At 66.2% G+C, this 12,555-nt stretch carries 14 protein-coding genes; 10 read left to right on the plus strand and 4 right to left on the minus strand.

Annotated features, from left to right (window positions below; genetic code table 11):
• The first annotated feature begins 8 nt into the window (after positions 1–8).
• The gene (locus VFA60_03425; protein HZQ90822.1) at positions 9–1,667 is read left to right on the plus strand and encodes a hypothetical protein; all 1,659 of its coding nucleotides are present in this window, start codon (positions 9–11) and stop codon (positions 1,665–1,667) included.
• A gap of 35 nt (positions 1,668–1,702) precedes the next feature.
• On the opposite strand, the gene VFA60_03430 is transcribed toward VFA60_03425, so the two are convergent.
• From VFA60_03430 to VFA60_03440, 3 genes are all read right to left on the minus strand, one after another.
• A complete protein-coding gene (locus VFA60_03430) occupies positions 1,703–2,884 on the minus strand; it encodes a DegT/DnrJ/EryC1/StrS family aminotransferase (protein ID HZQ90823.1) in 1,182 nt (393 codons plus the stop codon).
• A gap of 104 nt (positions 2,885–2,988) precedes the next feature.
• On the minus strand, positions 2,989–3,360 hold the full coding sequence (locus VFA60_03435; GenBank protein HZQ90824.1) for a DUF309 domain-containing protein: 372 nt from the start codon (positions 3,358–3,360) through the stop codon (positions 2,989–2,991).
• A gap of 188 nt (positions 3,361–3,548) precedes the next feature.
• The gene (locus tag VFA60_03440) at positions 3,549–4,283 is read right to left on the minus strand and encodes a urate hydroxylase PuuD (GenBank protein HZQ90825.1); all 735 of its coding nucleotides are present in this window, start codon (positions 4,281–4,283) and stop codon (positions 3,549–3,551) included.
• A gap of 267 nt (positions 4,284–4,550) precedes the next feature.
• Between VFA60_03440 and hfq the strand changes: the two genes are divergently transcribed.
• The 4 genes from hfq to VFA60_03460 are packed head-to-tail and all read left to right on the plus strand — an operon-like array spanning position 4,551 to position 7,120.
• Positions 4,551–4,838 carry an RNA chaperone Hfq gene (gene hfq, locus VFA60_03445; GenBank protein HZQ90826.1) on the plus strand — a complete coding sequence of 96 codons (288 nt, stop codon included), beginning with the start codon at positions 4,551–4,553 and terminating at the stop codon, positions 4,836–4,838.
• A gap of 3 nt (positions 4,839–4,841) precedes the next feature.
• Entirely contained in the window at positions 4,842–6,290 is a 1,449-nt protein-coding gene (gene hflX, locus VFA60_03450; GenBank protein ID HZQ90827.1) for a GTPase HflX, read from the plus strand.
• 35 nt (positions 6,291–6,325) lie between these two features.
• Complete coding sequence (locus VFA60_03455; protein ID HZQ90828.1) at positions 6,326–6,667, plus strand: hypothetical protein; 342 nt, start codon at positions 6,326–6,328, stop codon at positions 6,665–6,667.
• Between the two features lie 3 nt (positions 6,668–6,670).
• A complete protein-coding gene (locus tag VFA60_03460; protein ID HZQ90829.1) occupies positions 6,671–7,120 on the plus strand; it encodes a type II toxin-antitoxin system VapC family toxin in 450 nt (149 codons plus the stop codon).
• Positions 7,121–7,192: 72 nt separating this feature from the next.
• On the opposite strand, the gene VFA60_03465 is transcribed toward VFA60_03460, so the two are convergent.
• Positions 7,193–8,191: a methyltransferase gene (locus VFA60_03465; GenBank protein HZQ90830.1), complete on the minus strand. Its 999-nt coding sequence runs from the start codon at positions 8,189–8,191 to the stop codon at positions 7,193–7,195.
• A gap of 474 nt (positions 8,192–8,665) precedes the next feature.
• Here VFA60_03465 and VFA60_03470 point away from each other — a divergent pair, with 474 nt between their 5' ends.
• The 5 genes from VFA60_03470 (at position 8,666) to VFA60_03490 (ending at position 12,520) form a co-directional block, all read left to right on the plus strand.
• Positions 8,666–9,130, plus strand: coding sequence for a hypothetical protein (locus VFA60_03470; protein ID HZQ90831.1), 465 nt, complete (start codon positions 8,666–8,668; stop codon positions 9,128–9,130).
• The gene (locus tag VFA60_03475; protein HZQ90832.1) at positions 9,127–9,951 is read left to right on the plus strand and encodes an ATP synthase F0 subunit B; all 825 of its coding nucleotides are present in this window, start codon (positions 9,127–9,129) and stop codon (positions 9,949–9,951) included. The genes VFA60_03470 and VFA60_03475 overlap by 4 nt, the downstream gene beginning before the upstream one ends.
• A complete protein-coding gene (gene atpH / locus VFA60_03480) occupies positions 9,951–10,490 on the plus strand; it encodes an ATP synthase F1 subunit delta (protein HZQ90833.1) in 540 nt (179 codons plus the stop codon). The genes VFA60_03475 and atpH overlap by 1 nt, the downstream gene beginning before the upstream one ends.
• 127 nt (positions 10,491–10,617) lie before the next feature.
• Positions 10,618–12,153, plus strand: a complete 1,536-nt coding sequence (gene atpA / locus VFA60_03485; protein HZQ90834.1) for a F0F1 ATP synthase subunit alpha — start codon at positions 10,618–10,620, stop codon at positions 12,151–12,153.
• 172 nt (positions 12,154–12,325) lie between these two features.
• Positions 12,326–12,520, plus strand: a complete 195-nt coding sequence (locus VFA60_03490; protein ID HZQ90835.1) for a hypothetical protein — start codon at positions 12,326–12,328, stop codon at positions 12,518–12,520.
• The last annotated feature ends 35 nt before the right edge of the window (positions 12,521–12,555 follow it).

The raw sequence follows: 12,555 nt of genomic DNA on the forward strand, positions 1-12,555 counted from the left end.
TACCCTCGATGCTGGTGTATCGCGATGGCCGGCGCAGGGTCGCCGGCTGCGAACTGCTGTCCGGACTCCAGGCCGCCGTCGCTCGTCTGGACCTGGCGCCTGCTCCCCCGGATGAAGCAGCGATCCTTGACGCGCTCGTGCGCGCCGGCGAGCTGGAATGCGCGCTCGGCGATGCCGAGTCACGAGCGGCTCTGGCAATAGCGCAGCTCACCGATTCCCTGGCCGACCAACTGCTGGATCCACGCGGACTTCAATTCCGCAATTCGGCAATCCGGCAATTCGGCAATTTCCCCGTTCCCGCCACGCTCAGTGTGTCGGCGCCCGAGGGTTTCGCTTACTACGCGCTGCACCCGCGCCACTACGCGGAGTTGGCCGAGCGGGCGTTGCTTGCCGAGGCGCCCGTCGCGGTCATCGGCATTCGCAGCATAGGCACGACGCTCAGCGCCGTGGTTGTGGCCGCGGCGCGGCGTCGCAGCCTGCCCGCCGAGCGCATTACCGTGCGTCCGGCCGGACATCCCTTCGACCGCCACACGCGGTTCTCCGAAGAGCAGCGCACCTGGATCGGCACAATGGTCGCGCGCAGGGCGCGTTTTCTGGTGGTGGACGAAGGCCCGGGCCTGAGCGGGTCGTCGTTCCTGTCTGTTGCCGAGGCACTCGAGCGCGACGGCGTGCCGGCGCGCCAGATCACGCTGCTCGCCAGCCATGCGGCGCGTCCGGAGATGATGTGCGCGCCGCAGGCCGCCGAACGCTGGCCGCGCTTCCAGTGCCTCGCCGTCGAGGGCGGTCCCCAGGTTCCCGCGGAGGCGGCCGTCAGCCTCTGCGGCGGGCAGTGGCGAAGGCATTTCGGCTGGGAAGCGGCGCGATGGCCCGCCTGCTGGCCCGCGGTCGAGCGTGCGAAGTTCCTCTCGCGCGACGGCCGCATGCTGTTCAAGTTCGAAGGCTTCGGTGCCTACGGCAGCGCGCCGATCGCGCGCTCCGCCGAACTGGCCCGCGCCGGCTTCGGACCTCGCGTCGCCGACGCCGGCCAGGGTTTCGCGGCTTACGAAATCCTCGCCGGCGAGCGCCTTCCGGCCGCACCGTTATCGGGGCCGCTCCTGCGGGAGCTGGCGCGCTACTGCGCATTTCGCCGCGAGACATTGGCGACCGACAGAATCTGCGACCCGGCGCCGCTGGCCGAGCTGCTGCAGACGAATGTGCGGGAAGAATTGGCATTCGAAGCCGGCGACCGGTTCGACGTCCATTACGAAGCCGCGCCAGCCGTCATCACCGACGGCCGCATGCAGCCGCACGAGTGGTTGCCATTGCCGGACGGCCGCTTGCAGAAGTTCGACGCCGCCAGCCACGGCGACGACCACTTCTATCCCGGCCCGACCGACATCGCCTGGGACCTGGCCGGCGCGATCATCGAATGGGCGATGGACCAGCGTGCTGCAGAACTCTTCGTGAACGCCTATCGCAACGCGACGGCCGACGACCCCACGCGGCGCCTTCCATTCTTCCTCGCGGCCTACGCCGCGTTTCGCGTGGGCTGGTGCCGCATGGCCGAGGGCGCCACCGGCGACCCGCAGGAAAAACAGCGGTTGCGTCGAGCCGGCGACGGCTACCGCGCGGTCCTCGAGCGGGGCGTGCGCGCCCTCGCTCCCCGCGATGCCGCGCGTGTGGCGTAACGGGAAACGAGCAACGGGAAACGGGAAAGCGAGGTTCAGTAGAACTCCGCCACCGTCTCCACCACGTACTGCTGTTCGTCAGGCGTGAGTTCGGGGAAGATGGGCAGTGCCAGCACCTCGGCCGCCGCGCGCTCGGACTGGGGGAAGTCGCCGGCGCGATATCCCAGGTAAGCGAAGCAGGGCTGCATGTGCAGCGGGACAGGATAGTAGACCTCGCTGCCGATGCCGCGCTCGGCCAGGTAGCGGCGCAACTCGTCGCGCCGCCGCGCGCGGACCACGTACTGGTGATAGATGTGCTGCGCTTCGCCGCGCGAGTGCGGCAGCACGATTGGCGAGTTGTCCAGGCCCGCGCCCGCCAGTCCGGCCGCGGTGAACAGCTGGTCGTAGCGCGTGGCATTGCGCCGCCGCCGCGTGTTCCAGTCTTCCAGATGGCGCAGCTTCACGCGCAGGACCGCCGCCTGGATGGAGTCGAGCCGGCTGTTCCATCCGATCTCGTCGTGGTGGTAGCGTTGGCGGCTGCCGTGGTTGCGCAGCACGCGCAGCTCGGCGGCCAGCGCGTCGTCGTCGGTGGTGACGCAGCCGGCGTCTCCGAACGCACTCAGGTTTTTGGTGGGATAGAAGCTGAACGCCGCCATCGAGCTGAGCGTCCCGGCGCGCTTGCCGCGCCAGGCCGCGCCGGCGGCCTGCGCCGCGTCTTCCAGCACGCGCAGCTTGTGTTCGGAGGCGAGCGACGCGAGCGCATCCATGTCGGCGCACTGGCCGTAGAGGTGCACCGGCATGACCACGCGCAGCTTGCGCGAAGGATACTGCTCGATCCGCCGCCGGAGCTGCGCGATATCAATGTTGAACGTCGCCGGATCGATGTCGACCGGCAGCGGCCGCGCGCCCGCGCGGGCAATGGCGCTGAAGGTGGCGAAGAAGGTGAACGGCGTGGTCGCCACCTCGTCGCCGGGCTCGACGCGGGCCGCCATCAGCGACAGCCAGAGCGCGTCGGTGCCGTGCCCGCAGCCCACGCAGTGCGCCACGCCCAGGTAGGCGGCAAATTCGCGCTCGAAGGCGGCGACCTCTTCGCCCAGGATGAGGTGCTGCGAGTCGTACACGCGCTCGGTCGCTTCGAGGATTTCGTCGCGGATGGCGGCATACTGCCGGCGCAGGTCGAGCAGCGGCACCTCGACGTGCTTGCGGTTGGCTGCGGTGATGCGCTGGGGCTGGGCCATGTCGGGAAAACGGGCTGCGGGGAGTGCATGATTCTAGCACCGCCGGGCCGCGCGGCCATCCAAATCGCGCCCAATCAACAGGGGGTGCGTAGAGACGCAGCTGGCTACGTCCCGCTTGCTTCCGTTGTTCGCTCGATGTGCGGCCTCGGCGGCAAGGGTTCGCTTCGCTCAATGGCCGCAAGGCAAACGCTGAGACTCGCCCGCAGCGGCGCCAATCGCAGCCCCGCGCTGCCCTCAGGAAACCCGGACATGTTCGCCAGCGCGCGGGCCAGCACCGACTGCGCACCCGTCAAATTGCCCGTGGAGTGATGATGCAGCGCCACCGCCGCCTGCGTCACGCCCTGCAGCAGCAGCTTCTCGTCGCCCGAACAGCTGCGCCAGGCGTCTTCCAGCGCCTCGTGCGCGTCAAAGTAGCGCCCGGCGTTGAACAGGCGGATGCCGTGCTCGAGATGCGCGCGGGTTTCGTCGCTCAGCATGGACACAAGCACTCAGCAGTCAGCACTCAGCATTCAGCCCCTGGACCGATTGCCGAACCGCCGAACTGCGGCACTGCCGAATTGGAACCCGTTATACGAACAACGGGTTTCAATTCGGCAGTTCGGCAATTCGGCCATTCGGCAATCAGCTCAGAGGCTGAATGCCAATTGCTGAGTGCTGAATGCTGCTATCCGAAGATCACGTAATGGCTCGCCGCCGCCATGAAGAACAGCATGGGAATGGAGAGCCATGCGTTGGTGCGCGAGGCCAGGAACGCCTGCCGCGCCAGCTTGGCGGCGTCGGGCGCGGGGGTGCCGGCCAGCGCGCCGTTGATGATCTTCTTGTTATTCCGCCAGATGATGCCCCACACGTTGAACATCATCACCCAGCCGAAGCCGCCGCCGATGCCGATGCTGATCATGCGGCTCGACTCCCAGCCGTGCATGTTCATGTTGACGAAGAGGTAGGCCGCCGCGCCCAGCAGGATGGCCGCGATCACGGCAAACACCGGTCCTTTATTGATGGCGGCGATGTCCGGCGCCTTGAGCACGATGGCGTACTCAATGGCGAAGGTCACCGTCCACAGCAGCAGGAAAAGGCCGATGGCCGCGCCCGCGTTCCCGCCGCCGTTATGCGCGTCCACCGCGACAATCGTCTGCGCCCAGTACCAGAAGCCGGCGAACACCGTCACCACCGCGCCCCATCGGAACCAGAACAGGGCCGGCAGCGTGAGGTTCTTGAAGATGTGCTGCCGCATAGGCGCTTCGGTCACGCTCTTCATGAAGGGCACGTTGATGAGGTTGAAGAAGTAGAGCAGTCCGATCCAGGTGATGCCGGCCAAAAAGTGCGCCCACCGCAGGATGATCTGCAGGTTCTCGGTGTTGGTGTGGGTCGGCATGGAGAACGCCATCAGGTTCAGCATTTTTCCTCTCCTTACACCAGGCTTTGAGATTAACTCCGGCGACGGCCGGGGCGATGTGCACCAGAAGTGTGCAACTCACGAACTGCGCATGCTCCCATGCCGGAAAGGGCAAAGTCAACACGCCGTCCCGCGCCCTTGAATTCCCCGCATCGCCGCCGTATCGTAGGGAACCCGCCCGTGGTGGCTGGGCGAGTCTGTGCGCCGGAACTCTCATTCGGCGCGATGGCAGTCTGATCGTGGTGTGAACCTGAGAAGGAGATCGGCAAGATGGACAAGCCGGCGCAGAATATCCAGGATTCTTTTTTGAACACCGCTCGCAAGGACAAGGTCAACATCACCATCTATCTCCTCAGCGGCGTGAAGCTGAGCGGACGGATTCGTTCGTTCGACAAATACTCGGTGGTGCTGGAGACCAACAACCAGGAGCAGTTGATCTTCAAGCACGCAATCTCCACCGTGGTCATGAGCCGCAGCGCGCATGCCGCCGAGCCGCGGCCCGCGGCGTCGCACACGGCGGCGGCCCCGGCCGTAGCGCCTTCCGGAACGGAGGGCTAGTGGATGCGCGGTGAGCCGCGCGGCCCCAGCACCAGCTTTCCTCCCACGCCTGCGCCCGGCCACAGAACCGGGCGTCGGCGCGAGCGCGCTTTTCTGGTGGGCATCGAGTACCGGTCCGCCTCGCGCGTGGCGGCGCCTGCCTCCGACACCGCGCATCGCGCACAGGCACGCGACGTGGCCAGGCAGCGCGACCAGGCCGAAGCGCAAGCCCGCAACGGCGACGCCGACCGCAACTCACGCGCCTTTACCGCCGAGGAGTCGCTCGCCGAACTGCGCGAGCTGGCCACCAGCGCCGGCGCGGAGGTGGTCGGCGAGTTTCTGCAGAAGCGGGACCGCCCCGACCCGGCCACGCTCATCGGACGCGGCAAGCTGGAAGAGCTGAAGGGCGCGGCGGCTTCGGCCGAAGCCGACGTCATCCTGTTCGACCACGATCTCTCGCCTTCGCAGCAGCGCAACATCGAAGCCGAGGCCGGGGTACGAGTCATCGACCGCACCCAGCTCATCCTCGACATCTTTGCGCGCCACGCCCGCACGCGCGAAGGCCAGCTCCAGGTGGAGCTGGCGCAGCTGGAGTACCTGCTGCCGCGCCTCGCCGGACGCGGCAAAGAAATGTCGCAGCTGGGCGGCGGCATCGGCACCCGCGGCCCGGGTGAAACGCAGCTCGAGACCGACCGCCGCAAGATCGCGCGGCGCGTGCGCCACATCACCGAGCAGGTGGAGCAGGTGCGCCGCACGCGCGCGCAGCAGCGCCAGCGGCGTGAGTCGGCGCCGGTTGCCACGGTCGCGCTGGTGGGCTACACCAACGCGGGCAAGTCAACGCTGTTCAACGCGCTCACCCAGGCGGGGGTGACAGCGTCGTCGCGCATGTTCGCGACGCTCGATCCCACCATTCGCCCGGTGACGCTGCCCTCGCGCCGCAAGGTGCTGCTGTCAGACACGGTGGGCTTCATCCGCAACCTGCCGCACGCCCTGGTCTCGGCGTTCCGCGCCACGCTCGAAGAAGTGCAGCGCGCCGAGCTGGTCATCCACGTCTCCGACGTGGCCAGCCCCAGCCGCGCCGAGCAGGAGCAGCAGGTAGAAAAGGTGCTCCGCGAACTGGAAGCGGAGGGCAAGCCGCGCCTGCTTGTGCTGAACAAGGTTGATCTGCTTTCGGCCGCCGACCTGGAAAGGCTGCGCGCCACGCAGCCGGCCGGCGCCGTCGAAGTCTCGGCGCTGAAGGGAAGCGGGATGGGTACGCTGCTGGAGCGAGTGGACGAGTTGCTCACCGCCGACCCGGTGAGCCGCGCCCGGCTGCGCGTGCCGCAAGCCGAGGGCAAGGCCCTGTCGCTCGTCGAGGCCAGGGCGCGCATCCTGAAGCGCGAGTACCGCGACGGCGTGGTCGAACTCGACGTGCAGGCGCCGGAGTCGCTGTTGCGGCGGCTGGAGGCTTGGCGCGTTCAATTTCAGGGTTGACTTCTGATGATACTCATCAGTATGATCATACTGATATGCAAACCAGGGTGATCATTCAAGACGAGATCCGAGGACCTCAGGAGCGCGAAGGCTGGCGCCTGGCCTTCCAAAAGGTCCGATACGTCTATGCCGACGGTGAAGTGCAGGACGGCTACCGGTTCATCTGGTATCGGCCCGATGGCTCACTCCAGCCCGCCCGCGGCCAGGCCAGAATTCCATCGCTTGCGAAGGTTGAGTGGTTTTTAAGGCAGGCGGAGCGCAAGTGGGGAAAAGACAAAGGCGCTGTCGAGACGCAGCAGCCCGCCGGGCCCGGCTTTGCGCCGGTGGCGATTCGGGGCGAGGCGCTGTCTGAAACCATTCTGCGCGACCGGCGCTAGCCAATGTCACTCTACTACCTTGAAACCAGCGCCTTGGTGAAGCTTTACGTCCGAGAATCGGGGACCGAGGCCCTTCTGGAACTAACGGCGTCAGCCGACCATCAGTTCGCGGTGCTGACCCTCTCAGCGGTAGAGATGCGATCAGCTTTGCGCCGGCGAGAGCGTGCCGGTGATATCGATCGCAATGCATCGGACCTCATCCTGGACAGGTTCCTTCGGCACTCGCAAAATTTTTTTATCCAGCAACCAACCGGTGACGCCTTGCTGCCAGAGGCAGCGAGCCTCATTGACCGGTACGCGCTGCGGGCGCTCGATGCGCTGCAACTCGCCGGTTGCTCGCTGATGGCGCGCTCAGGGGGCGCAGCACCGGTCTTCACGTCGGCCGACAGCGAACTGTTAGATGCGGCCTCGGCAGAAGGCTTCGCAGTGCTGAATCCGAGCGTTCAAGCTTGAATCGTGATACGGACCGCGGAAGGACGGCCGGTTTCTGCTGGTTCTGCCTTCACTCCACGATTCAACTCTCCACTATCCACTGCGCCAGGCGGTGACCGCCTTCACCAGTGAGTATGGCGCCGCCGTCGGGATCACTTTTTCCAGGCGGAATCCGGCCGCAGCCATGAGCTTTCCGTGCTCGTCGGGCGTGCGCTCGCGGCCGCCGGTCATCACCAGCATGTTCACGTCGAGCGCCTTGGCCAGGTGCGGGCCGGGCGTTTGCGGCAGCACCGTCTCAATCACCAGCACGGTCGTGTTGTTCGGCGCCGCCTTACGAACACTCTTCAGGATTCGGACTACGTCGGCGTCAGGCCAGTCGTGCAGCACGTCCATGAGCAGATAAGCGTCGGCCTCAGGCAGCGGGCCGGTGAAGAAGTCGCCGCCGACCGGCTTCATGCGCGGATGCGGCGGCGCGTCAGCAACCACGTGCGGCCGGTCAAACAGGATTCCGGTGCTGCCCGGCGTTTTGTCGAGGATGGCGCGCAGCAGGTGTCCGCGCCCGCCGCCCACATCGGCGATCCGTTGGTGGACGGAGAAGTCGTAGGCCTCCAGCACCGCCGGAATCTCACGGTTCGCCTTGGCCGCCATCCCGGCGTGGAAGATGGCGCCCTCATCCGGGTGCTTGCTGAGATAGTCAAATGGGCCGTTCGCGCCCAACGTATTGACCGCCGGCTCGCCGGTGCGCAGCGAGTGCTCGAGGTGTCCCCAGCTCGCCCAGATGAAGGGCAATCCCAACAGGCGAAGGAAGGCGCGCGCCGAACGCGGGTCGCTTTCGCGCAGCAGGCGAGACTCGGGTGTATGCGCCCACTTGCCGTCGCGCTGCTCGAAAATGCCGAACGACGCCAGCAGCCGCAGGGCGCGGTTCAGCGCGTCGGTATTCAGGTTGAGCTTGCGGGCCAGCTCTTGCGCCGTTTGCGGCTCATCGCCGAGGGCATCGGCCACGCCGAGCTCGGCGACCGCCTGCAGCGTGCGCGACGTCCAGAAGGCGCTGGAGAGCTGGAGGATCTTGTCGTGCAGAGATGTGCCGGCCATCCGGGAATTCTAAGCCGGACGACGGCTGTGGGAGGACCACGACCCGGGGACTTCGCTGAAAAATGGGCCTGCGGCCAAGAAGCGGTGACGTGTCCTTGACCGTAAGCCCATTCGACCCTGAATCGGATCGGAGGTGATGATCAATATGCTACACCTCTCAGGCGGGGTGTCAAGGCAATGGGCGGCTTTATTTCCGGGCTGCTGCGCTTCCCGAAACGTTGCACAACGCCCTGTTTTCGGGGTCCGCGAGCGATACAATCGGCCGGGAAGAGGGAAGCGGGCCATGCGGCGTCTCTTGATCGCGCTGGTTGTATTCGCAACGCGCGGAATTCTGCCGCGTTCAGCGTTCTCCGCCGACGTGTTCACCTGCCCCGTCACTTCCGCGCGTTGACACTCCCGCTAACAGGCTGTTAACTTGAGTAGTTTTACAGCCCATTTCACTCCAGCAAAGCAGGCCTTCGCACCCGGCAACCAATGGAACAAACGCTTCGACAACTGGGCGGATTACTGCTCGCGTCCATTCCCACCATTCTGCTTTTGGGCACTCTGTTTGTTCTCTACCGGGTGATCCTGGGACGGGCGCTCGAGCGGACCCTGGACGAACGCAAGGCTCGCACTGAGGGCGCCATGGCGCAGGCCAAGGCCGACATCGCCGCCGCCGAAGCGCGCACCGCCGAGTACGAACAGCGCCTGCGCGAGGCGCGCGCCGCCATTTTCCATGCCCTGGAACAGCGCCGTCAGCAGGCCATGGAGGCCCGTGCCGCCGCGCTGGCCGCTGCGCGCGCGCACGCCGACCAGATGGTCCGGCAAGCGCGCACGGAAATCGAGAGCGACGCCGAAGCCGCTCGCGCCAAGCTGGGCCCGGAGAGCAAGCGCCTGGCCGAGGAGATCATTCGCGTGGTGCTCGGTTCAGCGGCATCCGCAGGAGGCGCGGCATGAAGCTGCGCTCAACGGCACAGCCGACGCCCCACGCCTCCGGCTGCCTTTGGCGGAGGGCGGGAATTTCGGTTGTTGTCCTATTCGCTCTCGTGGGCGCGCGCGCCTCGTTTGCGCAGCAGCCCGCGCCGGCCGAACACAAAGCCGAGCCCGCGCCGCAGCAAGCGGAAGGGCAGAAACCGGGACCGCAGAAGCACGAAGAAGGCAGGCCCGCCGAGGCCGGCGAACACAGGCAATCCCTCGGCAACGAGCTGGCGGAGGCGTCGAAGGAAGCCGCCGGGGAAGAGGGCGATCAGTTCAAGCAGTCGGCTTCCGTGCGCTGGTTCGCGCGCAAGACCGGCCTGGGCCCGAAGACCACGTACTGGATTTTCGTCGTGCTCAACTTCGCCATCCTGGCGGGCCTGGCCGTCTTCTTTCTGAAGTCGAAGTTGCCGGCTGCCATGCGCGCGCGCACTGCGGCCATCCGCCAGCAGATTGAGGAAGCACGCGCCGCCAGCGCCGAGGCGCGCTCCCGCCTGGCCGGCATCGAAGAGCGCCTGGCGAAGATCGACTCCGAGATCAGCTCCATGCGCTCCGCCGCCGAGGCCGAGGCGAAGAAGCAGGAAGAGCAGAGCGCCGCCGCCGCCGAGGAAGACAAGAAGCGCATCGTGGCCGCGGCGCGGCAGGAGATTGCCGGCGCCACCCGCGCCGCCCGCCAGGAGCTGAAGTCTTACGCCGCCCAGCTGGCGGTTGACCTGGCCGCGCGCAGCATCAACGTGGACGCGCACACCGACCGCGCCCTGGTGCACAACTTCGCCGAGCGCTTCGGAAAGGACGGGCAATAGTGGCGGCCGTCAGCCAGCGCTACGCGCGCGCATTCGCCGACGTGGTCGGCGGCATGCGCCTCGATGGCGATTCGGTGCAGCGCGAGATCGCCGCCGTGGCCGAGCTGCTCGACCAGAGCGTGGAACTGCGCCGCATCTGGCAGAACCCGGCGATTCCGGCGCAGCAGAAGGTTGCGCTGCTCGATGCCATTGCCTCGCGGATTACGCTATCGAAGCCGGTGCGCAACTTCGTCGCCGTGATCATCGGTCATCGCCGCATTTCACTGCTGCCCGACATCGAGCGTGAGCTGCGCGCCGAACTCGACCGCCGCTCCGGCATCACCGAGGCCGAAGTGGTCACCGCGCGCGAGCTGGGCGAAGACGAGCGCATGGTGCTGGAGCTGAACATCGCCGGCGAAACCGGCACGCGCGTGCGCGCCACCTATCGCGTGAACGCCGACCTGCTGGGCGGCGCCGTCGTCCGCGTGGGCAGCACGATTTACGACGGCTCGGTAAGAGGGCAGTTGCAGAAGATTAAGGAGAGGCTGACAGCGGGATAACGCGGCATTTAGCACTTGGCAATCAGCATTTAGCAGTCCAGTGCCGGAATGCTTCAGGGCCAAAGGCTGAGTGCTAAATGCTAAGTGCTAAGTACCCGAGCACCACGAAGGTTGAGCTAACAACGCTATGGCTGGCATCAAGGCAGACGAAATCACAAAACTGATCCGCGATCAGATCGAGCACTACGAATCCAAGATCGCGGTGGACGAAGTGGGCACGGTCATCTCGCTGGGCGACGGTATCGCGCGCGTGTACGGCCTCGACAAGGTCATGGCCGGCGAGCTGCTCTCGTTTCCGCACTCGGTGGCCGGCATCGCCATGAACCTGGAAGAAGACCAGGTGGGCTCGGTGCTGCTGGGCGACTACACCGAGATCAAGGAAGGCGACGAGGTGAAGCGCACCGGACGCATCATGAGCGTGCCGGTGGGCGAAGCCATGATCGGGCGCGTGGTGAACGCGCTCGGCCAGCCCATTGACGACAAGGGCTCCATCGCCACCGACCGGTTCAATCCCGTCGAGCGGCTGGCGCCGGGCGTCATTGACCGCCAGCCCGTGCGCGAGCCCATGGCCACCGGCCTGAAGGCCATCGACTCGATGATCCCCATCGGGCGCGGACAGCGTGAGCTGATCATCGGCGACCGCCAGACGGGAAAGACCGCCGTCGCCATCGATACCATTATCAACAGCAAGGGCAAGGACCTGATCTGCATCTACTGCGCCATCGGGCAGAAGCGCTCGTCGGTGGCGCAGGTGGTCAAAGTCCTTAGCGACTACGGCTGCATGGACTACACCATCGTGGTTTCGGCCACCGCGTCGGAACCCGCGCCCATGCAGTACCTGGCGCCGTATGCGGCGTGCGCGATTGGCGAATACTTCCGCGACAGCGGCCGCCACGCCGTGTGCTTCTACGACGATCTCTCCAAGCACGCCGCCGCCTATCGTGAGATTTCGCTGCTGCTGCGCCGCCCGCCGGGACGCGAAGCGTACCCGGGCGACGTTTTTTATCTGCACTCGCGCCTGCTGGAGCGCGCCGCCAAGCTGAGCGACAAGAACGGCAAAGGCTCGCTCACCGCGCTGCCCATCATTGAGACGCAGGCGGGCGACGTTTCCGCGTACATCCCGACCAACGTCATTTCCATCACCGACGGCCAGATTTATCTGGAAACTGACCTGTTCAACTCCGGCATTCGCCCGGCGGTGAACGTGGGCCTCTCGGTGAGCCGCGTAGGCGGCAACGCGCAGATCAAGGCCATGCGCCAGGTCGCCGGCTCGCTGCGACTGGACCTCGCGCAGTTCCGCGAGCTCGCTGCGTTCGCGCAGTTCGGCTCCGACCTGGACAAGGCCACGCAGGCGCAGCTCAATCGCGGCCAGCGCCTCACCGAAGTCCTCAAGCAGGACCAGTACCAGCCACTCGGCTTCGGCAAGCAGATCCTGATCATCTTTGCCGGCACCAGCGGACTCCTGGACGATCTGCCGGTGGAGCAGATCCGCGATTTCGAGCGCGGCCTGTATCAGTACATCGACACGATCAATCCCGGCCTGCCGGCCTCGATCGAGAAACAGGGACAGCTCGACGACGCGCTCAAGGCCGAGATGACCAAAGCGGTCCGGGAATTCAAGGAACGCTTCGCCGGCGAGAAGCTCGCGGCGAAAGCGTCGTAAGGGCAGGTTTCGAAGTCGAGGTTTCACGTTTCACGAAACCGCGGCATCGGAACAGCAGAAACGTTTGAGCCCGTCAGGGCGGAATTCGAGTTGGCCCGGGGCGTAAGCCCGGGGCCGGGCCGAGACAATGAGCGAGCCCCGGAGGGGCGGGACAGAAGACTGGGGAGCGAACATGACCCTCGAAGAACTGGACCAGTTACAGGAAGACACCCGGCGGCTGGCGCGGGTTGACGACCGCGTTGGTCATCACATGGCCATCGCGGTGATCGAGATTGCGCGGCAACTGGTGATCATGAACGGAATGCTGGCCGGGGGCGCCCGGCCCGCGGCCAAGGCCGCCGCGGCGGGAAAAGGGAAGAAGAAATAGACCGCTGCTGGCTCCCAGCTGCTGGCCGCCGGCCA

The organism is Terriglobales bacterium (assembly GCA_035651995.1).
Lineage (GTDB): Bacteria > Acidobacteriota > Terriglobia > Terriglobales > Acidobacteriaceae > DASRER01.

Excerpts from the sequence above, each read along its gene's own strand:
- VFA60_03425 (HZQ90822.1), top strand. The coding sequence starts at position 9 with ATGCTGGTGTATCGCGATGGCCGGCGCAGGGTCGCCGGCTGCGAACTG.
- VFA60_03430 (HZQ90823.1), bottom strand. The coding sequence starts at position 2,884 with ATGGCCCAGCCCCAGCGCATCACCGCAGCCAACCGCAAGCACGTCGAG.
- VFA60_03435 (HZQ90824.1), bottom strand. The coding sequence starts at position 3,360 with ATGCTGAGCGACGAAACCCGCGCGCATCTCGAGCACGGCATCCGCCTG.
- VFA60_03440 (HZQ90825.1), bottom strand. The coding sequence starts at position 4,283 with ATGCTGAACCTGATGGCGTTCTCCATGCCGACCCACACCAACACCGAG.
- hfq (HZQ90826.1), top strand. The coding sequence starts at position 4,551 with ATGGACAAGCCGGCGCAGAATATCCAGGATTCTTTTTTGAACACCGCT.
- hflX (HZQ90827.1), top strand. The coding sequence starts at position 4,842 with ATGCGCGGTGAGCCGCGCGGCCCCAGCACCAGCTTTCCTCCCACGCCT.
- VFA60_03455 (HZQ90828.1), top strand. The coding sequence starts at position 6,326 with ATGCAAACCAGGGTGATCATTCAAGACGAGATCCGAGGACCTCAGGAG.
- VFA60_03460 (HZQ90829.1), top strand. The coding sequence starts at position 6,671 with ATGTCACTCTACTACCTTGAAACCAGCGCCTTGGTGAAGCTTTACGTC.
- VFA60_03465 (HZQ90830.1), bottom strand. The coding sequence starts at position 8,191 with ATGGCCGGCACATCTCTGCACGACAAGATCCTCCAGCTCTCCAGCGCC.
- VFA60_03470 (HZQ90831.1), top strand. The coding sequence starts at position 8,666 with ATGGAACAAACGCTTCGACAACTGGGCGGATTACTGCTCGCGTCCATT.
- VFA60_03475 (HZQ90832.1), top strand. The coding sequence starts at position 9,127 with ATGAAGCTGCGCTCAACGGCACAGCCGACGCCCCACGCCTCCGGCTGC.
- atpA (HZQ90834.1), top strand. The coding sequence starts at position 10,618 with ATGGCTGGCATCAAGGCAGACGAAATCACAAAACTGATCCGCGATCAG.
- VFA60_03490 (HZQ90835.1), top strand. The coding sequence starts at position 12,326 with ATGACCCTCGAAGAACTGGACCAGTTACAGGAAGACACCCGGCGGCTG.